Raw genomic sequence first — 21920 nt, forward strand, 5'->3', positions numbered from 1 at the left:
TGAAAACTGAAAAATGCTGGCGCGCCAGCACATAAAGGAGCTGTGCCATGTGGCAATTTTGGGTCGACCGTGGGGGCACCTTTACCGACATCGTTGCTAAATCTCCGGAGGGGGAATTGCGGACGCATAAATTGCTGTCCGAAAACCCGGAGGTCTACGTCGACGCCGCTGTGCATGGCATTCGTGAATTGCTGGGGCTAGGGGCGAACGATCCGATCCCAAAGGGTCGCATCGGGGCCGTTAAAATGGGCACAACGGTCGCCACCAATGCCCTGCTTGAACGCAAAGGCGAACGCACGCTGCTGCTGATCACCAAAGGCATGCGCGATCTGCTGCGGATCGGATTTCAAAACCGGCCGCGCTTGTTTGACTTGAACATTCAACTGCCAGAGCTGCTGTACGAAGACGTGATCGAAGTCGAAGAACGCATTGCTGCAGACGGCGAGGTCATCGCCCCCCTTGATGCAAAAGCAACGCGCGAGGCCTTGTCACGGGCTTACGGTCAAGGCTATCGATCCGTCGCCGTGGCCCTGATGCACAGCTACCGGTTTGCAGATCACGAAAAACAAATCGGCGACATGGCCCGCCAATCCGGCTTTGACCAAGTGTCGCTCAGCCATGAGGCCAGCCCGTTGATCAAGCTGGTATCACGCGGCGACACCGCCGTTGTTGACGCCTATCTTTCCCCGATCCTGCGCCGCTATGTCAGCCAGGTTGCCGATGCCTTGGACGCTGACAAAGGCGGCTGCGAACGCCTGATGTTCATGCGATCAAACGGCGGGCTGACTGACGCATCCTTGTTTGAAGGGCGCGATGCGATCCTGTCGGGGCCAGCTGGCGGCGTGGTCGGCATGGTCAGCACCGCGACCGAGCACGGTTTTAACAAGCTGATCGGATTTGACATGGGCGGCACATCGACAGACGTGTGCCATTACGCAGGCGAATTCGAACGCAGCTTTGAAACCGAAGTCGCTGGCGTGCGCATGCGCGCCCCGATGATGTCGATCCACACGGTTGCGGCTGGCGGCGGGTCAATCTTGTCGTTCCGCGACGGGCGGATGCAGGTCGGCCCCGAAAGCGCCGGTGCCAACCCCGGCCCTGCTGCCTACCGGCGTGGTGGCCCGCTGACCGTCACCGATTGCAACGTCCTGCTTGGCAAGTTGCAACCTGATTTGTTCCCGCCGGTGTTTGGCCCGAATGCCGATCAGCCGCTAGATGTCGATGCCGTGCGCACAAAATTCAAAACCATGGCGACCGAGATCGGCAACGGTTTGTCGGTCGAGGAAATCGCCCAAGGCTTCCTGCGGATTGCCGTCGAAAACATGGCCAACGCGATCAAAAAAATCAGCGTTCAGCGTGGTTATGACGTGACCAAATACACGATGAACTGCTTTGGTGGCGCGGGCGGTCAACACGCCTGTCTGGTCGCGGATGCTTTGGGGATGCAGAGCGTCTTTATCCACCCGTTTGCCGGTGTTCTGTCCGCCTTCGGGATGGGCCTTGCTGACGTGCGGGCTATGCGGGAAAACCAGTTTGGCAACGCCATTGATCAGATTGACGCGGCCTGCGGCGTACTGGATCAGCTTTGCGCCGATGCAAAAACCGAAGTCAGTGGCCAAGGGATACCCGAACAAAATATCACCACCGTCAGAATGGCGCACATCCGCCCCTCGGGCGCGCAACAAACCCTAGAGGTCCCGTTCGGAACCGCTGCCGAGATGACCCGCGCCTTCAACACCGCCCACCAGCAGCGGTTCGGATTTGTGCCCGAAGGTGCGGCATTGGTGATCGAGGTTTTATCCGCCGAGGCCATCGGCGAAACCGGCGAAACCGTGACGTTGACTGAGGAAACAAGCGGTCTGAGCACTACGCAAAACAGCGCCATGTGGTCGGACGGCGTACTGCACGACACGCCCGTGGTCGACCGCACCCGAATGGCCAAAGGCGATGTGATCCAAGGCCCCGCGATCCTGACAGAACCCACTGGCACCAACATTTTGGAACTTGGTTGGCAGGCAGAATGCGTCGCAGGGGGTTGCCTTGTTTTGACCCGCACCAAGCCGCTGGCCCGCACAGAGGCCATCGGCACCAAGGCCGATCCGGTGATGCTGGAAGTCTTCAACAACCTGTTCATGTCCATCGCCGATCAGATGGGCGCGACCCTCGCCAACACCGCGTATTCTGTGAACATCAAAGAACGCTACGATTTCTCTTGTGCGATCTTTGACGAAAATGGCGATCTGGTCGCCAATGCGCCGCATGTTCCGGTCCACTTGGGTTCAATGTCCGAAAGCGTGCGCGTTATCCTTGCGCAAAATCACGGCAAAATTCGCCCCGGCGATGTGTTCATGATGAACAACCCGTTTAACGGCGGCACCCATCTGCCAGATGTCACCGTGATCACCCCTGTCTTTGACGCAGCCGGCACGCGAATAATCTACACTGTCGCCAGTCGCGGACACCACGCGGACATTGGTGGGAAAACACCGGGCTCTGCGCCGCCAGACAGCCGCACGATTGATGAAGAGGGCGTTTTGATCGACAACTTCTTGTTGGTCGAACAGGGTCAGTTGCGCGATGTCCAGACCCGCGCGCTGCTTGCGTCAGGTGTCTATCCTTGCCGTAACATTGATCAAAACATGGCCGATCTGTCGGCGCAAATCGCGGCCAACACCACAGGCCTGAAAGAGCTACAAAAGATCACCACGCAGTTTGGCGTCGATACCGTGCACGCCTACATGACCCATGTTCAGGCCAACGCAGAAGAAAGCGTGCGCCGCGTTTTAGACGTGCTGCACGATTGCGAATTCATCTATCCGCTGGACAGCGGTGACCAGATCAAAGTTGCGATTACGGTTCACAAAGCCCAGCGCACAGCGACCCTCGATTTCACGGGCACGTCGCCTCAAAACGAATGGAACTACAATGCGCCGCTGGCGATTTGCCGGGCGGTGGTTTTGTATGTCTTTCGCACGCTGGTTGGCAATGACATCCCCATGAACGAGGGGTGCCTCAAGCCGCTGACCCTTGTTGTGCCCAAGGGCAGCATGATCAATCCCGACGCGCCAGCCGCGGTTATTTCGGGCAATACCGAAGTCAGCCAAGCCATCGCCGACACGCTGTATGGTGCATTGGGGGTGATCGCAGGCAGCCAAGGGACGATGAACAATTTTGTCTACGGCAATGACAGCTATCAGAACTACGAAACCATTTGCGGCGGGACCGGTGCGGGTGATGGGTTTCATGGCACAAGTGCGGTGCACAGCCACATGACCAATACCCGAATGACCGATCCAGAGGTCTTGGAAACCCGGTTTCCTGTGCGTTTGGATGCGTTTTCGATACGGACCGGATCAGGCGGGATCGGCAAATTCAACGGCGGGGATGGCATTGTCAGACGTCTGCGGTTTCTGGACCCCACAACCGTGACTGTCTTGTCCTCGCACCGCAAAATCCCGCCGCACGGCGCGATGGGCGGCGGTGCTGGCGCAACCGGAGAGAACAGCATTGAACGTGCAAACGGGGCGATAGAACAGCTGAGCGGCAACGACGAAGCCGACATGCTGCCCGGTGACGTGTTTGTTCTGAAGTCCCCCGGCGGGGGCGGATTTGGGCAGAAATAGCTATAGCTGAACAGCGGTTTTCATATTTTGGTTTCGGGCGACTTTGGGTCACGTCGCCCGAAACGCTATCTCGTCAAGCGACGAGAATACCATCCGACAGACCATCCAGCGTGTTGGCCCACAACAACGTAATCACGTCTCCATCGCCGAAATCCAGCTCGACGTTGCTGTCCACAACCGAACCGAATGCCTCGACCACATCCGTGCCGGTTGTCTCGCCGTTCAGCAGGTCGCTGTTGATGCGCAGGGTGTCCTCGGAGCTATCAAAGCTGTGGATTTCATCCGCGCCCATGCCTTCTGCGAACACGAATACGTCGGATCCAACGCCGCCTTTCAGGTAGTCGTCGCCGGTGCCGCCGTTCAGCGTGTCATCGCCGCCACCACCGTTCAGGCGGTCAGCACCGGCACCGCCCAAAATCGCGTCATTATCGGCATTTCCGACCATCGTATCGTTCCCGGTGCCACCCCACATTGTGTCGGCACCAACGCCGCCGCGCACATAGTCAGTGCCAGTGCCGCCTTGCAGGAAATCGTTCCCGCCGCCGCCATTCACCGTATCGCCATCAGCACCACCAATCAGCGTGTCATCGCCGCTTTGACCGTACAGCTTGTCAGCGCCACTGCCCCCGGAAATGGAATCGTCGCCGTTGCCGCCTTTGATTTCGTCATCCGCGGTGCCGCCGGTCAGCACGTCATCACTGCCGGTTCCCGATAGGCTGTCGTCGCCAGATTCGACCGTGGCCGAGGTATCGCCATCGGTGCTCGCGAAATTCTGCGTGACGACCACGGCATCCCAACCGTCCATATCGCCTTCTTCGATGCCAATCCCGATTTCTGTGAAATTAGCGTTAAGAATGTTCTCCCGGTGTCCGGTGCTTTCCATCAGGCTTTCGTGCAGATCCACAACGTCATCGGTAATTCCTTCATCACCGCGCTCGGATTGCCACGCGATATTTTCGCCTGACGACCATGAACCCTCAAAAGGGTAATTGGCGGCCTCCATACGCTCTGTGGCTGAGGAGCCATCCTCGCCCGTATGGGAGAATTGATCTGTCTCGATCATCCAGCTGCTGTGATCCTCGCTGGAATCATTCAAAAGCGTGTTGAGCACCAATGCCCCCACACCCACCGCCGCTCTCTCCTCGTTGATCAGGTCCAGCATTTGTTGCTCTGCTGTGCTTGCTAGTGACATTTGTCTTCCTTTCATTGCCTATTTTCGAAAGAAACCCGACTAGGCAGGTCGAAAATATCTGTTGCAATGCACCGCCCAAAAACCAGCCGACTATTGCCGAATGCGCGTTGAAATCCGGCAGCATGCCGCTAAGAATTCTTATGCCGAAGGTGGGCAAAAAACGGCGTTCTACCGCCTAAATGTGCGCGACACCTGCGTCATCCATGGCCATCCGACTGTTTTTCGGTTTTATTCTGTCGCTAATCGAAAACCGGAGAAAGGATTTCCCCAACCATCCGCAACCGTACGGTGGATTTGAGCCTTCTAAGGGTTTGATCACCCAAGCTTCAATATCTTGCAAAAACGGTCGCGACTTCGAATGCCAGCGCTCAGGCTCCAATAGCCCCCGTTTCGTCAATTAACTGGACATTTACGTTTCTATCCCCATATTGATGTCAGAGGTGGCATTTTGCTACCCGCGCTTTGGATGGAGTTTTTATGGCCCAATCTGTCAAACTTGCTGACGATGTCATGTCGGTTGTACGCCGCGAATCCGGTCTGCAAAGCCGGTCTGTGGCCGGACAAATCACCCATTGGATCAACATTGGACGCGCCATCGAAAAATCCAGCGCTTTTGATTATCAACACATCAATGCCGCCCTTGCAGGCACGTTGTCCCCGGATGATCTCAGCGCCGAGGAACAAGAAGTGTGGTTCGAGCAGTTTGCCGATGATGTCGCCGCACCGACACCTCAGGAAGAAGCATTTTTCGCCGCGCGCCGCCAATTGGGACGCGGCGTTGGCCTGAGTGACAAGGGCGAACTGATCTATCCCGAGGCTGCAGCCTAAGAGTGGCCCCCGCCCCGCGGCCGACACTTGTGATGCTTGCCGGTCCCAACGGATCCGGCAAATCCACACTCTATGACACGCGCATCGCACCTAAATTTGCTGTGCCCTTCATCAACGCTGACATCATCCAACGGGACGAGCTGCAAGACGGCGACGTGAATGCAGCCTATGCCGCAGCGCAGATCGCATCCCGGCGGCGTGCATCCCTGCTGGCGGATCGCAAAAGTTTTGCAACTGAAACCGTGTTTTCCCATCCCTCCAAGCTTGATCTGATTGCCGAGGCCAAGGGGCTTGGGTACCGCGTCATGACGTTTCACATCAGTGTTGAGCATCCTGATCTGTCGGTCGCCCGTGTCTGGGAACGGGTCAAAGAAGGCGGCCATCCCGTGCCCGAGGAAAAGATCCGAAATCGCTACGATCGCTCTGGCCCGTTGATCCGGCAAGCGATCCTGCAAAGCGACATCGGCCATGTGTTTGACAACTCGCGTTTGAACCATCCGCCCGTGCGGGCCTTGTCGTTCGCGAATGGCACGCTGACCTTTGCGCTGCCGCAGCTGCCAACATGGGTTCTCGATCTCTACCAAGACGAACTGGTTCTGTAGCGCGCTTGCGGCTGTCCGAAACGTGTCTCGTACGGGATTAACCCCCACACTCTGGATTTTCAGCCTAAATGCGGGTTATTCAGCCACCAACTGCTCACCTTCAACCACCTTAAAGGGCGTGGGTGGCGTCGTTTTGCTGACCCAAAAATACGCGCCGGCGTATTCCATCACGTACCAGCCCTCCCAGTCTTTATCGCTTGGCCAAATACTAAGGTATTCGTCGCGCACAGGGTCCACGCGCCATTCTCCGCGTGCAGATCGCGCGTCCTCTTGGGCATAAATTGTGACGCCGTCCGGGCCAAAAAACTGACGATACTTTGCACCTGCCCACGTCCCGACAGCCGTATTCCCGCTGAGCAACGTGGTGATCTGATCCGCGTTCAGCTTGACCGATTGCGCCGTGGCTGTGCTGGCGGCAAACGCCAGACCTAACGCAAATATCAGTGGTTTCATTGTGCTACTTTCCCATCGTTAACCAAGATCAACGCAACACGCCGCAGCGTCGCCCGCATCCGGTCAATATGCGCGCCAGTGTGGCCCAAACTGTCGAGCGTTTTGTCCATCGTCGCAAGCCACATTTCCGCATCTTGCGTCAAGATTGGCACATGCGCGTGGATGTCTTTCACGTTCATATGCCGGTGTTTTTCCAGGTAATACGCGCGCCCACCCAAAAAACCGGACAGGAATTCGAACTGTTCGATCCGCGTGTGCGCAATGCCGTGCCCGTCCATGTGCAGAATGCGCAGGTTTTCAGTTTCAGGCAGGGATTCGACCAAATCATAGAAAGTCTCGACCAGATCACGCAGGGCACCTTCGCCGCCCATCTGGTCAAGAACCGAACTCATGATCGCGGGCGCGACTTGGTCGGATCGTAATGCGCAAACGGCACGACCTCGGCAGGGATACGCATTTGATGCCCATCCAGCTTGCCGATCTCGACTTTGGTTCCGATGTCCGCATGCGCCACATCCAAACGGGCCAGCGCGATGTTTTTCCCCAACAAAGGCGAGCGCATGGACGACGTCACTTCGCCAATTTGCGCGCGCCCGATGTGGATGCAATCGCCGTGACCCACGTCGATGTTGCTGTCGATATCAAGGCCGACCAATTTGCGCATCGGGTTCTCTTTGCGCCGGATCAAGGCGTCGCGCCCGATGAAATCATCGGTTTTGGATTTCAGCGGCACGGTAAAGCCAATGCCCGCCTCAAACGGATCCGTCTGGTCGGTGAAATCGTAACCGGCAAAGATCAACCCGCTTTCGATGCGCACCATGTCCAGCGCCTCAAGCCCCATCGGTTTAATGCCGTGCTCTTGGCCTGCCTCCCAGATTGCGTCGAACAATTCGGGCGCGTCTTTGGGGTGGCACATGACCTCGTAACCCAGTTCGCCAGTGTAGCCCGTGCGCGACACAACAAACGGCGTGCCGCTCTCATTCTTCAGGCGCGCAGGCGTGAAACGGAACCAACCCAGCTGATCAAATTCGGGATTATGCGGTGCAGTCCAAACCAGTTTACGCAGCAGATCGCGCGATTCCGGCCCTTGGACCGCGACGTTGTGCATTTGGTCCGTGGACGAGCGGATCAGCACCTTCAGCCCCAGCTTTTCCGCCTGCTCGCGCATCCATTCGCCGCCGTAGTCATTGCCGCCGATCCAACGGAAATTATCCTTACCCAGACGGAACACAGTGCCATCGTCGATCATGCCGCCGTGCTCGTAACACATCGCAGTGTAGACGACCCCGCCCACGGCCAAAGTCTTCATGTTGCGGGTGAAAATATACTGGCACAGGGCTTCGGCATCCGGCCCCATGATCTCGAATTTGCGCAAAGGCGACAGATCAAGGATCACACATTTTTCGCGGCAAGCATGGTATTCTTCGATCGGTCCAGCCTCGGCAAAACAGTTCGCCAGCCAATAGCCGTTGTATTCGATGAAATTGCGCGTGTGCTGCGCGAATTTGTCGTGAAAACCGGTTTGTTTGGTCATGATTGGGTCCGCATCTGGTGTGGGGCGGTACGCGACCGACCGTTGAAATGTCTCGACGCCGCTGTAGGTGCGCACGTGAATATCTGTGGGATTCCAGCCATTTGCGGCTGTGGTATCATCAGGACAGGCAGAGCTGACGCAGACGATATCGGTCAAGGCACGCAACAACACAAAATCGCCCGGGCGCGACCAGGGTTCGTCCGCATACATGACCCCGTAATCGTCCAAAAACGTGTTGAAGAAAAAGTTGATCGCCATCCAGCCCGGTCGTGCGGTGACGTTAAATTCGGACAACGCTTTGTTAAAGTTCTCAGAGCAATTCACATGTCCAGGATAGCCGATGTCGTCATAGTATTTCGCCGAACATGCCAGTGCAAATGCGTCGTGGCGCCCACAGGTGTCTTGGACCACTTCGATCAAGGGCAGCATTTCCTGATCGTAATATTTCGCGTGCAGACCCGGCATCGGATAGGCGTGACCCATCAAAGTGCGGGTCGTGGTGACGTCCAGCGCGTGTTCGATGCCTTTGTCCAGTTTGCGCGCGCTAAAGCATTCGAAATCGGTGCACTGACGCCCGTCCACGTCGATAATTTGAATGTAATCGCCAGCTTTGACAAAAAACGCCTCGGCGGTTTGCGTGTGCACCCGGATGTCGGCGATCGGGTCCGCCAGCGGGTCCGGTACCTGAAATTTTGTGTGGCTTTTGATGAGCGCACGTTTGATCATGATTGTCAGCGGTGTCGTGGTGTTTTGCGCTTCGGCGTCCATCGGCCCACCGGGGGCTGCTATGATGACCGCGCCGTCGCGTTGCGTGCGAAAGGTCTCTTGGGATTTGGCGGCCGTGGTGGGGTCAAACAGATGCACCGCCTGCGCACCGCCCAAGTTGATGCTGCGCGCCTCAAGCCCCATGCGCATGCCGCGCAAAGATTGATCCGAACTGGTCAACAGCGCGCGCAAACCATCGGCTGAGCCATTCGCCGAGGCCCCGATTACACCTGCATCAATGACGCCTTTGTCGCCGGTCGCCACGATTTCGCAACGCTGCCCGCCTTCGTCGTTGATCACAGTGATTTGGTCGCCCGCCTCGACGGGAATCAGAACCGCGCCGTTGCCTTCGACCACATAGCGTTCCGTGCCTTGGGGCATCGAAAACTGCACAGGCTTGTACACCTGACTGGGGCGCGGCGGCCCGGGCTGAACCTTGGGATACGGATCGTCGAGCATGTTTCAACCTCGGCTAAGGACCACGCGAGCATTTGTTGCCTGAGTGGAATAATTATTTAACAAGGAGAATATCAATTTTCGCAAGCCACGCAAGAGATTCGCGGCACGTGCGCTAACCCTACTGAAAGCCGATCAAATCCACAGACTTGCGTTCACGCATCTTTGTGGGGGTCACGCCGTATTCGTCTTTGACGGCTTTGGCCAACATCGCGCTGGATCCGAACCCCGTGGCAACGGCCACATCGATGATAGGCAGCAAAGTTTCCTGCAGCATTGCCCGCGCCCGCTTTGACCGCAAACGTTTGTAAAATTTAGCGGGCGTGTCGTTGAACACTTCGCGGAACTGGCGTTCAAGCTGGCGCGTAGAGACGCCCAACTGCTCGGTCAATTCCGTCATCGCCAGCGGTTCCGAAATCGTATTTTCCATCAGCTGGATTGCGGCGGTAATACGTTGATCAAACAGCCCTTCGTTGTGGGCAATGTCGCGGGGTTGCTCGGCATTCGTGGTGCGAATGTTTTGCAGCAACAACCGGTTGCCCAGCTCGGCCACTTTGGGCCCGTCGCACAGCGGAGAGATCATCGCAATCATCAGCTCTTGGGTCGATGACCCGCCTGCCGCAGTGATGATCCCATCCGAACTTTCGGCCAGATTGAACGTCATGTTGGGGTGGTACCCCGTCTCGCTTAGCATCACGGCGTCGCGCCAATGGGTCGTGACCTTGCCCGCCGGATTTTTGGTGTTTTCGATAAACGATGTGGCCGCATCAGACAGCAAAACCACCAACAGGGATCGGCGCTGCATGGCGCGTGCACGCTGGGCCCATGGTTCAGGCTTGCGACGGCGCCCGCCCACAACAACCATCACATCAGCAAAACCGTGATCCGCGATCGCGGGTTCCGCGCGCACCAACATGTCGTTGGCGCCAGAAACAACACCCGGCGTTTCCGACACGTAGCGCCATTCGAACATAGTTTCGGCCATGACTTTGTTGGCCAGCGACAGAGTATGGGTGACGGCCGCGACTTCGAGTTCGCAAAAGCCCTTGGATACAAAAATCTCGAAACGGATCGTTTTTGGCTCGGGACTGCGACCGCCATGCACAAGGCCAAATGCCTCTAGCTTAGAACTTGAATGTTGCATCGCACGCCCCCTTGGTCACCGTTTTGAGCCGATATCCTAGCTAAGATACGTATCGCTTCGATTCGTCGAGTTCAGATGCATTGCGCACGACTCATGTCCGCGCCGAAAGCACCCAATTCATTCATACTGTTAAACATTTTTTCCTGTCAGTCAATTGATGTCGAAAAAGGCACCTCCCTGCCCTCTTTGACACCCAATATCGCGCGTTTCCTTAGCTGTTAGGACGCACGCGCGCGGCGCTTTTGTCAGCAAAGGCGGCCAAACGACTGCGCGCATCGGGCTGCGTGTTCACAACGCCAGCAACAACCGCCTCGGCATAGGCACCATCCATCGCCGACATGTTCTGGATGTGGCTGACCGCAGAGCAAATCGCAAAATTGGACAGCGGCAAATTCTGCGCTGTTTTGCGCGCCAGTTCCAGTGCCGTATCAAAGCTGGAGCCCTCGACAATATACTGCGCCAGCCCCAGATCAACGGCCTCTTGGCCCTGGTAGACGCGGCCGGTCAGCATCATGTCGATCATGCGTGATTTCCCAACCAGATCGGTCACGCGAATCGTTGCACCACCGCCTGTGAACAGCCCACGCTGCCCCTCTGGTAAGGCAAAATAAGCAGTTTTGTCCATCACCCGAATGTGGGCTGAACTGGCCAATTCCAGACCACCGCCCACCACGGCCCCTTGTAGGGCTGCGATCACCGGAACGCCGCCGTATTCCATTTTGTTGAACGCCTCGTGCCAGCGCAGGCACACGTGCATGAAATCGGCCGGGCTGCGATCTTGGTCGTGGTGTTCGATCAAATCCAAACCCGCGCAAAAGTGATCCCCCGCACCCGCAAGAACCACAGCACGCACGCCCGCACGCGGTGCCAGCGAAAAGAAATCGACCAGCTCGTCGATGGTGTGAATGTCTAGCGCGTTACGTTTGCTCGGACGATTTAGGGTCACAATCCAAACGCCGTCATCGTGTTCCTGAAGCGCAAGATTTGTGTAGCGAGAGATATCGATCTGAATGGCCATGGTGGTGTCCTTGGAAAGAGGGTGGAATCAGTGTCAAAGCGATCAGTTGAACCTTTGCATGTGTGTCCTTCCTTTGGGAGTTGATCGCGACGTCATTTTACTGCGTCATGTTGGCCCAGATCGATAAATCATTCCCAGCGCGATGGAATACCACAGGTCGCGGGCACTTTAATCTTGATTAACGCTATGCCTTTCTCTCTTTGCAATTTTATGTAAAACCCTTTCAATAATTTTTGTTTCTTAACGAGGGCATAGATCATGGCCACCATTGCACTTTCAGGAATTTCCGTTCGTTACTCTTATGATAGCGAGGGCAACACTGTCCGCGAAGCATACGCAGATGCGACTTTGGCATCCGTCGGATCCGATGATTGGGAATTCGAATAAAGCCGAAACCCTAACGGAACGATTGAAACGGAAGACACGACAGGTCAAACATATGGCGGCATATTAACAGGCGTTGACGGCCCCGTGTTTGGCCCCGGCGGTCCGGATTATAACGCCCCGAACATCCAGGAATTCAGCTATGTTTACCTGACCACGTGGGATGACAATGGTGTCACGCGTCTGACCTACACCGTCGAATTCGGCTATTTTGATTCCTTGACGGGCAAAGGTACCTTTCAAATGTTCGCCATCGGCGGCGATCCGTTCCCGGCCATGAGCACTGTCGCGGACTATGAGGCATGGCGCGCGACGGTAGCCTCGTTTTCTTCAATTCAGACTGAAGGCACGCCGTTTGCGGCAGGCACGCCCATCGATCTGGCGAATGCACCGGGCGCAATTGTCACAGACGACGACACGGTTGTGGGCCAGGACATTGCAGAGCTGATCAACATCGGCGCAGGCAACGACACTGTTGTTGGCAATGACGGCAACGACACGATCAACGGCGGATCCGGCAACGACAGCTTGAACGGCAACATCGGTAACGATGTTCTGAACGGCGGCGAAGGTGACGACACAGTTGTGGGCGGCCAAGGCGCCGACATGATCCAAGGCGGCGACGGCAAGGACAACATCCGTGGCGGCGACGACAACGACACGATTTACGGCAACGCAGACGACGATTACATCCAAGGCGGCGACGGCGCGGACGAAATCAATGGCGGCAGCGGCGTTAACAAAATGTTTGGCCAACGCGGCGAAGACACTCTGGTGGGTGGGTCGGACAATGACACGCTGAACGGCGGCGGCGGCTCTGACTTTATGAAAGGCGCGCAAGGCAACGATTGGTTCCGCGCGGGCAACGGCAACGACACCCTTTGGGGCGGCAACGGGCGCGACACGATGTTCGGGAATTCCGATGCTGACGAACTGCTGGGCGGCGGCGGCGATGACCGCCTGAACGGCGGCGGTGGTGATGACACATTGCGCGGAGGCACCGGCGACGACTATCTAAAGGGTGGCGCAGGTGCTGACACATTCATCTTTGATGCGGGCATGGGCGCGGACGAAATCTCCGCCTACAACCGCACCGAAGACATCCTGCGCATCGACAGCGACCTGCTGACAGGCCAAACAACCGGCCAACAAGTGATGGACGATTTTGCATCCATTGTCGGCGGCAACATGGTGTTGGATTTCGGTGCTGGCAACTCGATCACGTTCCTCGGGTTTACCACGTTCAGCGGCTTTGAGGACGACATCGTCATATTTTAAAACTGGGGCTTTCCCCTGCCCGCAGGTTTCGTGTGGAATCTGCGGGCGTCAAATTTGCCGAACAAACTGACGCAAAAACAGGTCACAGCTGCGCGCAAGTGAACAAAGCGAATTTCTACGTCGCCACGCCCCATAAGCCACTGTAAAATATATCAATCTGATGCCGGGCATCACGAACGTCGCCAGAATTGAACCACGCACTCATTCTCAAAATGCAGATATTCTAGCGACTGGGGTGTCGATAGCCCTACAATCACATGACCTGTGCTGATCCACCGCATAATAAGTTCGCGATATTGCACATAAATCTCGCATGTGGTGTTGCGATTCCACCTCAGGCTTGCGTAACTGGCGGTGTCGATCAGATCAGGAGTTCACGTGTCCCTCTTTTTTATCGTTGCTTTACCCTTCTTTGGCGCGCTTTTGCCCGGTCTGATGAATTCTGCGGGGCGATCTGCCTGCGCTGGCGTGACTTTTACCGTGTCTCTGGCGGCCTTCATCGGGCTATTAACCAATCTGCCAACTGTTCTGGCAGGCGAGGTCGTAATGGCGCGCATCGACTGGCTGCCGATCTTGGGGCTGAACTTTACGTTGATGCTGGATGGGCTCGGATTTTTCTTTGCCCTGTTGATCCTCGGCATTGGCCTTTTGATCATCGCCTACGCCCGTCACTACCTAAGCCGTGACGACAACATGGGCGAATTTTTCACTTACTTGCTGCTGTTTCAAGGCGCGATGGTGGGCATAGTTCTATCCGATAACATCCTGCTTTTGCTGGTGTTCTGGGAACTTACCTCGCTGTCATCCTTCCTGCTGATCGGCTATTGGAAACACCTGCCCGAGGGACGCCAAGGCGCGCGCATGGCTCTGACCGTGACCGGCATGGGCGGGCTTGCAATGATCGGTGGCATGCTGATCCTTGGGCAAATCGCGGGCAGCTATGATCTGTCCGTCATCCTGCAAAACCGTGATCTGATCCAAGCGGATCCGCTGTACGTTCCTGCGCTGGTCCTGATTTTGCTGGGCTGTTTCACGAAATCAGCGCAGTTTCCGTTTCACTTCTGGCTGCCGCACGCCATGGCCGCGCCAACGCCTGTGTCCGCCTACTTGCACTCTGCGACGATGGTCAAAGCCGGTATTTTCCTGATGGCGCGCATGTGGCCGGTGCTGTCTGGCACGCCTGAATGGTTCATGATCGTGACCTCGGCCGGTTTGATCACGATGGTTCTGGGCGCTGTGATCGCGCTGTTCAAACATGACCTCAAGGCGCTGCTGGCGTTTTCAACTGTCAGTCATTTGGGGCTGATCACGATGCTTTTGGGCACCGGCACGGCGTTCGGCGCAATGGCGGCTGTGTTCCACATCCTGAACCACGCAACATTCAAAGCGGCGCTGTTCATGTCCGCAGGCATCATCGATCACGAGGCCCACACCCGCGACATTCGCCGCCTTGGTGGCTTGCGCAAACTGATGCCGGTGACCTTTGTGATCGCCTCGCTTGCCGCGCTTTCGATGGCCGGAATTCCGTTGCTGAACGGCTTTTTGTCCAAAGAAATGATGCTAGAAGAAGCCAACCACACAGTCCTGTTCAGCACCCCTTGGCTGGTGCCTGCGCTCGCAACCTTCGGATCGCTGTTTTCTGCCGCCTACTGTTTCCGCCTGATCGGGCATGTGTTCTTTGGGCCCGTGCGCGATGATTATCCGGCCAAGCCGCATGATCCCGGTGCTGGCCTGTGGATGCCGCCGGCCATTCTGGTGGTCTTGGTTGTCGTGATTGGCATCGCGCCATTCCTCGCCGAACCCTTTGTGAAAATCGTGACCGCGTCCGTTTTGGGCGAGACCGCAGATGTGCCGAAGGCGTATTTCAAAATCTGGCATGGACTGGTTCCTGCCCTCTACATGTCAATCATCGCTGTGGTTGGCGGTCTGCTGATGTTGACGATTTTCAACCCTGCTTTGCGGATCTGGGAAAACACTCCGCGCCCCGAGGCAAAACCGATCTTTGAGGGCATTGTGGACGCCACTGCCCGTCTGGCACGCGTCCTGATCTTGCCCCTGCACAACGGCGCGTTTTCACGCTACGCCGCTATCGGATCAATCGCTATTGTTGCCGCTGGCTATCACGCGTGGGTCACCGGTACAGTCGGTGCGGCCACCCGCGAAATCCAAGCCGCAGGACCGGTCGCCATCGCAGGCTGGCTGATGCTGGTCGCGGCCACTGGCGGCATGGTGGTCATGCACCGCAACCGGCTTTTGTCGCTGATCCTGATCGGGATTGTCGGCCTGATGGTGTCCATCGGCTTTGTGTTTTTCAGCGCGCCGGATTTGGCGATGACCCAGTTCACCGTCGAAGTTGTGACGATCATCCTCCTGCTGCTCGCCCTCAATTTCCTGCCAAATCGCACACCAGTCGAAAGCTCGGTCTTGCGCCGTGTGCGGGATGCATCGGTAGCAATTGTTGGCGGGTTGGCGACGTTTTCGCTGGCGTACTACTACCTGTTGCGCGACGCGGCCGGCCCGTCGATTTCTGAATTCCACCTCGCAAATTCCTACAAAGGCGGTGGTGGCACAAACGTGGTTAACGTGATTCTCGTCGATTTTCGTGGCTTTGATACCTACGGCGAAATCATCGTTTTGGGCATCGCAGCACTGCTGATCTACGCGCTGACGGAAACGCTGCTCAGCGGGCCCGTTCGCGCACGATTGCTGAACCGCAAACCGGACCAAGCGCGCGCTGGCGACACCCATCCGATGATGATGGTTGTGCTGACCCGCGTGCTGATGCCGGTCATTTTGATGGTCGGGTTCTACATCTTTTTGCGCGGTCACAACGAACCGGGTGGCGGTTTCATCGCCGGCCTCATCGTGTCGATTGCTGTGGTGATGCAGTACATGGCCAGCGGGTTTTCCTGGGCCTCGGCCCGTCTAAGATACCCCTACCACGGCGTGATTGGCGCAGGCGTTTTGATTGCTGGTCTGACCGGCATCGGGTCGTGGTTCGTGGGCAAACCATTCTTGACCTCGGATTTCACCTACGTGCGCATTCCGCCCTTTGAAAAATTCGAATTGGCCACCGCCGCCCTGTTTGATCTGGGCGTGTTCCTTGCGGTCGTTGGTGCGGTGATGCTGTCCCTCGAGAGCTTCTCCCGCCTTGCGCGCAGCGCCCACACATCCGAAAGCGACGAACCGATGGATATCGACCCCTCCAGAGACGATCCAGCACAGGAGGGCGTGTAATGGAATTGCTCGTTGCATCTGCCATTGGCATTCTAACGGCTGGCGGTCTGTATCTGACGCTGCGGCTGCGGACGTTCCCGGTGATTTTGGGGATTTCGCTGCTGACCTACGCTGTGAACGTGTTCTTGTTTGCCTCCGGGCGGCTCACGGTTGGGGCACCTCCGATCTTGCGCGACGGCGTGACGACCTACGCTGATCCATTGCCGCAAGCCTTGGTGCTGACGGCGATTGTGATCTCGTTCGGGATGACAGCCGTGGTGGTGATGATTGGTCTGGGGGCGTTCCTGGGGTCCGACGATGACCACGTGGACGACATGCCTGAACCCTCGAACGACACGACACAGGAGCCCACATCATGAGCCACTGGATCATTGCCCCCGTCGTGCTGCCCGCCATGGTCGCACCGTTCATCGTGCTGGCCGCGCGTTACCACATCGGCATCCAGCGCGCGTTTTCCGTCGCGGGTGTGCTGGCGCTGATTGCCGTGGCCTTGGGGCTGGCGGTACAAGTCGCTGACGGATCGGTTGTGCTGTATCAGCTCGGCGATTGGGCGGCCCCTTTTGGCATCGTGCTGGTTGGTGATCGTCTGTCTACACTGATGGTTCTGCTCACCGCGGTGCTGGCGCTGTTTGTGCTGCTGTATGCCATCGGCTCTGGCTGGGATGATCGCGGGCGGCATTTTCATGCGCTGTTCCAGTTCCAGCTGATGGGCATCATGGGCGCGTTCCTGACCGGCGATTTGTTCAACATGTTCGTGTTCTTCGAAGTGCTGTTGATCGCCTCATACGGCCTGATGATCCACGCAGGTGGCAATGCGCGGCTGCGCGCGGGCGTGCAGTACGTGCTGTTCAACCTGATCGGATCGACGTTGTTTTTGTTCGCGCTCGGGTCGATTTACGCGGAAACCGGCACGCTGAACATGGCGGACCTTGCCAATCGCGTGGCCTTGATCGGGCCCGAAGATACGGTTGGCATTCGTGTTGCCGCTGTCCTGTTACTGCTGGTCTTTGCGATCAAAGCCGCCCTAGTGCCATTGCACTTCTGGCTGCCCTCCAGCTACGCCGAAGCACCCGCCCCCATCGCCGCCCTGTTCGCGATCATGACCAAGGTCGGAGCCTACGCGATCATCCGCGTCTACACGCTGATTTTCCCGCCAGAGCTGTCGGTCACCCAAGGCCTGCACGACGTCTGGCTGCAACCCGCCGCGTTGCTGTCCGTCGCCGTGGGCATGGTCGGGGTTCTGGCCGCCAAACGGCTGGATCGCTTGGTTGCGTTTTCCGTGATCGGGTCGATGGGCATGGTGATGATCGCGATTGCGCTGTTCACACCCCAAGGCATTGCCGCCGCTCTTTACTACATCGTGCACTCGACTTTGGCGGGGGCGACGTTGTTCCTGATCTCTGATCTGGTGCGAACCGGACGCGGCAATCTGGTGCTGACCCCGCAGCCTGCAATCGCGGGCAACGCGCTGACTGCCGCGTTGTTTTTCGCAGGCGCAATCGCGATGGCCGGCTTGCCGCCGCTATCCGGTTTCATCGGCAAACTCTTGGTGCTGCAAGCCTCCTATAGTTCTGACCTGATGGTCTGGATCTGGGTCGTCGTGCTAGGATCAAGCCTGATCAGCATCGTCGGGTTCGCGCGCGCAGGCAGCATCCTGTTCTGGAAGGCGCACAGCGTCACGCCAACGGAGGATGCACCAACACGCCCCGCCGCGCTGTCGTATGTGGCTGTCGGTGGACTGGTGACCTTGCTGATTGCGCATACGGTTTTTGCAGGTCAAATGCATGGCTACAGCACCAAGATGGCCGCCCAACTGTTTGGTCCGGAACCGTATATTTCAACCGTGTTGGACACGCCCGGCAAGCTAAGCAAACCATCCAAGGAGGAGCATTGATATGGGTCGCGCATTTAACTGGTTAATACCGCATCCATTTTTGACGCTTTTGTTGGCTGTGGTTTGGACGCTGTTGCAGAACCAAATCTCGGCCGGAATGGTTGTGTTCGGCATCATCCTCGGGGTGCTCATTCCGTGGGGCACATCGATTTGGTGGCCCGACACGCCCAAAGGATTTCGTCTGGGCAAAATGGTGACCTACAGCGTCATGGTGCTTTGGGATATCATCATCGCCAACATCCAAGTCGCATGGATCGTGCTGACTGTTCCGAATTCAAAACTAAAGCCCGCATGGATCGTGGTCCCGCTAGAATTGCGCCAACCCGAGGCAATCACAGTGCTGGCGGGCACCATTACGCTGACCCCCGGTACGGTGTCTGCGGACCTGTCCGATGGCGGTCACAGCCTGCTGGTGCACGTGCTGCACACCGATGACGCCGATGCTGTGCGCGACGAAATCATGACCCGCTACCAGAGCCGCCTAAAGGAGATTTTCCTATGATGAATGCGTCTGCAATGATGGACATCGCGCTGATCATCGCCTTTATCACGCTGGCGCTGGGGCAAATTCTGTCGATGGTTCGACTGGTACTGGGTCCGACACCAGGGGACCGCATTTTGGCGCTGGATACGATGGTCGTGAACGCCTTGGGGCTGGTGGTCGTGCTGGGCATTCACCAAGGCTTGCAAATCTATTTCGAGGTGTCGCTGCTGATTGCCATGCTCGGCTTTGTGTCGACGGTCGCCTTGGCGCGCTTTATTTTGCGGGGGGACATCATCGAATGACTGTTCAAATTATCGGAACCTATGCCACGGCGCTTTGCTTGTTGATCGGGTCGGGTTTCATCATTGTGGGCGTCATCGGGCTGTTGAAATTCAACGACCCCATGACCCGCCTGCACGCCCCGACAAAGGTTGGAACCATCGGCATCGGCATGCTGCTGTTGGCGTCGATCTGCCACTCTTTTGTGTTGGGCGATGCATCCGTCCACGAGCTGCTGATCATGGCGTTCTTGTTTGTGACAGCACCGATTTCCGCGAACTTTATCGCCAAGGTAAACATCCACCGCGGTGCCTGCGAAACGCCACCGTCGCCGCCGCGTGACGACACGTGGTCCACGCTGGATACACCGAATGCTGATCTGCAAATGGAAAGCGACGCACAGAAATAACCGGGCTTTTAGTGCGTCGCCCTGTAAAAACCGGCGCTGCAAATCCCGCAGCAACGCCAACTTTAATCAGGCCTTTTTATGCCACTCGAACGCTTGGAACGGCGCATCAACCGGTGTGTGTGCGACGTGGTTGGTAAAGTTTGACATCACCTTTTGCGCCTGACCCAAAATGACCTCTAGAACATGGCGCTGCGTGTAACCTGCGTTCAGAAACGCCTGCATCTGCGCCTCGTTTACAACACCGCGTTCGCACACAACAATCAGGGTAAACGTGCGCAACGCCGCAAGCTTGTCGAACGGCAGCGGCGTCTCGTTTCGCAGCGCCTCGGTGATCGCGTCATCGACCTTCATCATTTTGGCGATTCCGGTGTGCGTAAGAACGCAATAATGACAGGAATTCTCGACGTTGATTGCCTGCCAGACAACCGTTTTTTCGTCATTGTCAAAACTGGAGTTCATGAATTGCTGATGGACAAAAGAATAGGCCGCAAACAGGCCCGACGCTTCGGCCATTGTAGCATGAAGACCGGGTAGAAACCCGTTTTACTTTTTGGACGCCACAATCAGTGGCTTGCTTTCGTCCGGTGCCGTTTCTTCGGTATGCAGGGTAAAGTGGGTCATTTTTCTCTCCGGAGATTAGGGGGCATTTATCGTTTCGTGACCCCATGCATCCGTGATTTGAGTGATCACTCAATCGTGACACAAGTTCTTTCATTCTTAGGCGGGACAAATCGGAAAAAGTCACCTATTTTGAAACCGTCATGAGCAGAGCGCACCCATATAACCGAGAGACCGCGATAGACGCCGCGCTGACCATTTTTTGGAAAAAAGGCTATCACGCGACCTCGCTGAAGGACCTTGAGGGCGCATTGAACATGAAACCGGGCAGCATCTATGCGGCCTTTTCCAGCAAGGAGACGCTGTTTGGATTGGCGCTAGAACGCTACTTTGACACCAGCCGCTCCGATTTTTTAGCCTCCGTGCACGCCGCCCCATCTCCGCTTGTTGGTCTCACGCGCTTTGTCCAAAAACTAGGTCGCACCGCAGACGATGACACCCAAAGCCGGGCTTGTATGCTGGTCAAAACCGTCTTGAACGCCACCCAACTGGACCAAGCGATGTCAGCGCAAGCAGAGCGTTATCTGTCATCGATGGAAGACGAGATGCGATGGTTTTTGAGCAAGCAGTCGCAGCGGGCGAATTGCCAAAAGGGTCCGACACCCGCCGCCTCGCACGCCGATATCAATCGGGCATAACCGCGCTCAGGATCGAAGCGCACCGCAACACAGATCCAGCAGATCTTTCGCGGTCTGCGGATGATTTGGCGCGCACTTTCGACGCGCTGAGACCGCCTTCAAATTGATTGCCCATTCCAAAGAAAGCCACCGCATGAGCGACACTTCGTCCGAGATCATTCTACACAATTACCCCCAGTCCCCTGTCGCCGAAAAGGCACGAATTGCGTTCGGGATCAAAGGATTGGCATGGCGTTCTGTCGAAATTCCGCGACTGACACCCAAACCAATGCTGACGAAATTAACCGGTGGGTACAGGCGCACACCCGTGATGCAGATCGGGGCCGATATTTACTGCGACACGCAGTGCATCTTGCGCGAACTGGAACGCCGCCATCCGTTGCCCACGTTCTTTCCCACGCCGGATGCAGGGCTAATGTGGTGTCTCAGCAGATGGACCGATGGCGCGCTGTTTGATCTGACTGTAAAGGTCATTCTGGGTTCTGCCGGTGACGGGTTGCCACAGGATTTTGCCGAAGACCGCGGGCGCTTGTACTTTGGTCCCGATTGGGCCGCAGGGCTCAGGGCCGCTAACGCCGCCCTGCCCCACCTTGCCGCGCAACTGCGCGCGCCGTTGCATTGGGCGAACGATCAGTTGTCAGACAACCGGACGTTTCTGCTGGGCAAAGATCCCGCCGCGATCGACGCCCAACTTTACCACATGATCTGGTTTTTGCGCGGTCGCTGGGACCAAGGTCCGACGTTCCTGTCCGAATTCACGCACCTCGCACGTTGGGAAGAAAACGTAAGCAACATCGGGCACGGAACCATGACTGGAATGTCCCCGGAAGATGCGATTTCGCGCGCCGCAGCGCATGAACCCGTCACAAAACCAGCTACCGATCCGCGTGACCCCCAAGGCCTGAAACCCGGCATGCAGGTGACAGTGTCCCCCGATCTTGATGGCGGCGAACAACCGGTCGAAGGCAAGATCGTCGTTGCCAACAGCGACACGGTGTGTGTCCTCAGACAAGACCCCGACATCGGCCACGTCTGCGTACATTTTCCAAGGGCAGGATACCGCGTCGACATTGACGATGCGTGA

The 21920-nt window shown here is 57.0% G+C and carries 20 protein-coding genes; 13 read left to right on the top strand and 7 right to left on the bottom strand.

The features are described 5' to 3' along the window. The first annotated feature begins 47 nt into the window (after positions 1–47). The gene (locus ACFIO0_RS13020; protein ID WP_390910827.1) at positions 48–3623 is read left to right on the top strand and encodes a hydantoinase B/oxoprolinase family protein; all 3576 of its coding nucleotides are present in this window, start codon (positions 48–50) and stop codon (positions 3621–3623) included. 73 nt (positions 3624–3696) lie between these two features. Here ACFIO0_RS13020 and ACFIO0_RS13025 read toward each other — a convergent pair whose 3' ends face one another. Beyond that, positions 3697–4815 (bottom strand): CAP domain-containing protein, encoded by a 1119-nt coding sequence (locus ACFIO0_RS13025; RefSeq protein ID WP_390910828.1) that lies wholly within the window; start codon positions 4813–4815, stop codon positions 3697–3699. A gap of 477 nt (positions 4816–5292) precedes the next feature. On the opposite strand from ACFIO0_RS13025, the gene ACFIO0_RS13030 reads away from it, so the two are divergent. Beyond that, the gene (locus tag ACFIO0_RS13030; protein WP_390910829.1) at positions 5293–5643 is read left to right on the top strand and encodes a hypothetical protein; all 351 of its coding nucleotides are present in this window, start codon (positions 5293–5295) and stop codon (positions 5641–5643) included. Positions 5644–5645: 2 nt separating this feature from the next. After that, positions 5646–6245: a zeta toxin family protein gene (locus tag ACFIO0_RS13035; RefSeq protein WP_390910830.1), complete on the top strand. Its 600-nt coding sequence runs from the start codon at positions 5646–5648 to the stop codon at positions 6243–6245. Positions 6246–6320: 75 nt separating this feature from the next. Here the strand turns inward: ACFIO0_RS13035 and ACFIO0_RS13040 are convergent, their stop codons facing one another. From ACFIO0_RS13040 to ACFIO0_RS13060, 5 genes are all read right to left on the bottom strand, one after another. Further along, the gene (locus ACFIO0_RS13040) at positions 6321–6698 is read right to left on the bottom strand and encodes a hypothetical protein (protein WP_390910831.1); all 378 of its coding nucleotides are present in this window, start codon (positions 6696–6698) and stop codon (positions 6321–6323) included. After that, entirely contained in the window at positions 6695–7090 is a 396-nt protein-coding gene (locus ACFIO0_RS13045) for a group II truncated hemoglobin (RefSeq protein WP_390910832.1), read from the bottom strand. Before ACFIO0_RS13045 ends, ACFIO0_RS13040 begins: the two co-directional genes overlap by 4 nt. Continuing rightward, positions 7087–9456 carry a DUF1989 domain-containing protein gene (locus ACFIO0_RS13050; RefSeq protein ID WP_390910833.1) on the bottom strand — a complete coding sequence of 790 codons (2370 nt, stop codon included), beginning with the start codon at positions 9454–9456 and terminating at the stop codon, positions 7087–7089. The genes ACFIO0_RS13045 and ACFIO0_RS13050 overlap by 4 nt, the downstream gene beginning before the upstream one ends. A gap of 118 nt (positions 9457–9574) precedes the next feature. Next, complete coding sequence (locus ACFIO0_RS13055; RefSeq protein ID WP_390910834.1) at positions 9575–10597, bottom strand: helix-turn-helix domain-containing protein; 1023 nt, start codon at positions 10595–10597, stop codon at positions 9575–9577. Between the two features lie 211 nt (positions 10598–10808). Continuing rightward, the gene (locus ACFIO0_RS13060) at positions 10809–11615 is read right to left on the bottom strand and encodes a crotonase/enoyl-CoA hydratase family protein (RefSeq protein ID WP_390910835.1); all 807 of its coding nucleotides are present in this window, start codon (positions 11613–11615) and stop codon (positions 10809–10811) included. Positions 11616–11873: 258 nt separating this feature from the next. On the opposite strand from ACFIO0_RS13060, the gene ACFIO0_RS13065 reads away from it, so the two are divergent. From ACFIO0_RS13065 to mnhG, 8 genes are all read left to right on the top strand, one after another. After that, complete coding sequence (locus tag ACFIO0_RS13065) at positions 11874–12002, top strand: hypothetical protein (protein ID WP_390910836.1); 129 nt, start codon at positions 11874–11876, stop codon at positions 12000–12002. 84 nt (positions 12003–12086) lie between these two features. Beyond that, entirely contained in the window at positions 12087–13277 is a 1191-nt protein-coding gene (locus ACFIO0_RS13070) for a calcium-binding protein (RefSeq protein ID WP_390910837.1), read from the top strand. A 378-nt stretch (positions 13278–13655) separates the two neighbouring features. Then, entirely contained in the window at positions 13656–16514 is a 2859-nt protein-coding gene (locus tag ACFIO0_RS13075) for a monovalent cation/H+ antiporter subunit A (protein ID WP_390910838.1), read from the top strand. Next, positions 16514–16873: a Na+/H+ antiporter subunit C gene (locus ACFIO0_RS13080; protein WP_390910839.1), complete on the top strand. Its 360-nt coding sequence runs from the start codon at positions 16514–16516 to the stop codon at positions 16871–16873. Before ACFIO0_RS13075 ends, ACFIO0_RS13080 begins: the two co-directional genes overlap by 1 nt. Then, a complete protein-coding gene (locus tag ACFIO0_RS13085; protein ID WP_390910840.1) occupies positions 16870–18408 on the top strand; it encodes a monovalent cation/H+ antiporter subunit D in 1539 nt (512 codons plus the stop codon). Before ACFIO0_RS13080 ends, ACFIO0_RS13085 begins: the two co-directional genes overlap by 4 nt. Position 18409: 1 nt before the next feature. After that, positions 18410–18910, top strand: coding sequence for a Na+/H+ antiporter subunit E (locus tag ACFIO0_RS13090; protein ID WP_390910841.1), 501 nt, complete (start codon positions 18410–18412; stop codon positions 18908–18910). Positions 18911–18924: 14 nt separating this feature from the next. Continuing rightward, positions 18925–19194 (top strand): K+/H+ antiporter subunit F, encoded by a 270-nt coding sequence (locus tag ACFIO0_RS13095; RefSeq protein ID WP_390915339.1) that lies wholly within the window; start codon positions 18925–18927, stop codon positions 19192–19194. Then, a complete protein-coding gene (gene mnhG, locus ACFIO0_RS13100; protein ID WP_390910842.1) occupies positions 19191–19580 on the top strand; it encodes a monovalent cation/H(+) antiporter subunit G in 390 nt (129 codons plus the stop codon). The genes ACFIO0_RS13095 and mnhG overlap by 4 nt, the downstream gene beginning before the upstream one ends. A 66-nt stretch (positions 19581–19646) precedes the next feature. Here mnhG and ACFIO0_RS13105 read toward each other — a convergent pair whose 3' ends face one another. After that, the gene (locus ACFIO0_RS13105) at positions 19647–20093 is read right to left on the bottom strand and encodes a carboxymuconolactone decarboxylase family protein (RefSeq protein WP_390910843.1); all 447 of its coding nucleotides are present in this window, start codon (positions 20091–20093) and stop codon (positions 19647–19649) included. 248 nt (positions 20094–20341) lie between these two features. On the opposite strand from ACFIO0_RS13105, the gene ACFIO0_RS13110 reads away from it, so the two are divergent. Together ACFIO0_RS13110 and ACFIO0_RS13115 are read left to right on the top strand one after the other, a co-directional pair. After that, positions 20342–20836: a TetR family transcriptional regulator gene (locus ACFIO0_RS13110; RefSeq protein WP_390910844.1), complete on the top strand. Its 495-nt coding sequence runs from the start codon at positions 20342–20344 to the stop codon at positions 20834–20836. Between the two features lie 133 nt (positions 20837–20969). Next, the gene (locus tag ACFIO0_RS13115; protein ID WP_390910845.1) at positions 20970–21920 is read left to right on the top strand and encodes a glutathione S-transferase N-terminal domain-containing protein; all 951 of its coding nucleotides are present in this window, start codon (positions 20970–20972) and stop codon (positions 21918–21920) included.

Origin of the sequence: Pseudosulfitobacter sp. SM2401, from assembly GCF_042932805.1 — a bacterium.
Lineage (GTDB): Bacteria > Pseudomonadota > Alphaproteobacteria > Rhodobacterales > Rhodobacteraceae > Ascidiaceihabitans.

Excerpts from the sequence above, each read along its gene's own strand:
- ACFIO0_RS13065 (WP_390910836.1), top strand. The coding sequence starts at position 11,874 with ATGGCCACCATTGCACTTTCAGGAATTTCCGTTCGTTACTCTTATGAT.
- mnhG (WP_390910842.1), top strand. The coding sequence starts at position 19,191 with ATGACTGTTCAAATTATCGGAACCTATGCCACGGCGCTTTGCTTGTTG.
- ACFIO0_RS13025 (WP_390910828.1), bottom strand. The coding sequence starts at position 4,815 with ATGTCACTAGCAAGCACAGCAGAGCAACAAATGCTGGACCTGATCAAC.
- ACFIO0_RS13050 (WP_390910833.1), bottom strand. The coding sequence starts at position 9,456 with ATGCTCGACGATCCGTATCCCAAGGTTCAGCCCGGGCCGCCGCGCCCC.
- ACFIO0_RS13110 (WP_390910844.1), top strand. The coding sequence starts at position 20,342 with ATGAGCAGAGCGCACCCATATAACCGAGAGACCGCGATAGACGCCGCG.
- ACFIO0_RS13030 (WP_390910829.1), top strand. The coding sequence starts at position 5,293 with ATGGCCCAATCTGTCAAACTTGCTGACGATGTCATGTCGGTTGTACGC.
- ACFIO0_RS13090 (WP_390910841.1), top strand. The coding sequence starts at position 18,410 with ATGGGTCGCGCATTTAACTGGTTAATACCGCATCCATTTTTGACGCTT.
- ACFIO0_RS13060 (WP_390910835.1), bottom strand. The coding sequence starts at position 11,615 with ATGGCCATTCAGATCGATATCTCTCGCTACACAAATCTTGCGCTTCAG.
- ACFIO0_RS13040 (WP_390910831.1), bottom strand. The coding sequence starts at position 6,698 with ATGAAACCACTGATATTTGCGTTAGGTCTGGCGTTTGCCGCCAGCACA.
- ACFIO0_RS13085 (WP_390910840.1), top strand. The coding sequence starts at position 16,870 with ATGAGCCACTGGATCATTGCCCCCGTCGTGCTGCCCGCCATGGTCGCA.
- ACFIO0_RS13105 (WP_390910843.1), bottom strand. The coding sequence starts at position 20,093 with ATGGCCGAAGCGTCGGGCCTGTTTGCGGCCTATTCTTTTGTCCATCAG.
- ACFIO0_RS13020 (WP_390910827.1), top strand. The coding sequence starts at position 48 with ATGTGGCAATTTTGGGTCGACCGTGGGGGCACCTTTACCGACATCGTT.
- ACFIO0_RS13080 (WP_390910839.1), top strand. The coding sequence starts at position 16,514 with ATGGAATTGCTCGTTGCATCTGCCATTGGCATTCTAACGGCTGGCGGT.
- ACFIO0_RS13095 (WP_390915339.1), top strand. The coding sequence starts at position 18,925 with ATGATGGACATCGCGCTGATCATCGCCTTTATCACGCTGGCGCTGGGG.
- ACFIO0_RS13055 (WP_390910834.1), bottom strand. The coding sequence starts at position 10,597 with ATGCAACATTCAAGTTCTAAGCTAGAGGCATTTGGCCTTGTGCATGGC.
- ACFIO0_RS13115 (WP_390910845.1), top strand. The coding sequence starts at position 20,970 with ATGAGCGACACTTCGTCCGAGATCATTCTACACAATTACCCCCAGTCC.
- ACFIO0_RS13045 (WP_390910832.1), bottom strand. The coding sequence starts at position 7,090 with ATGAGTTCGGTTCTTGACCAGATGGGCGGCGAAGGTGCCCTGCGTGAT.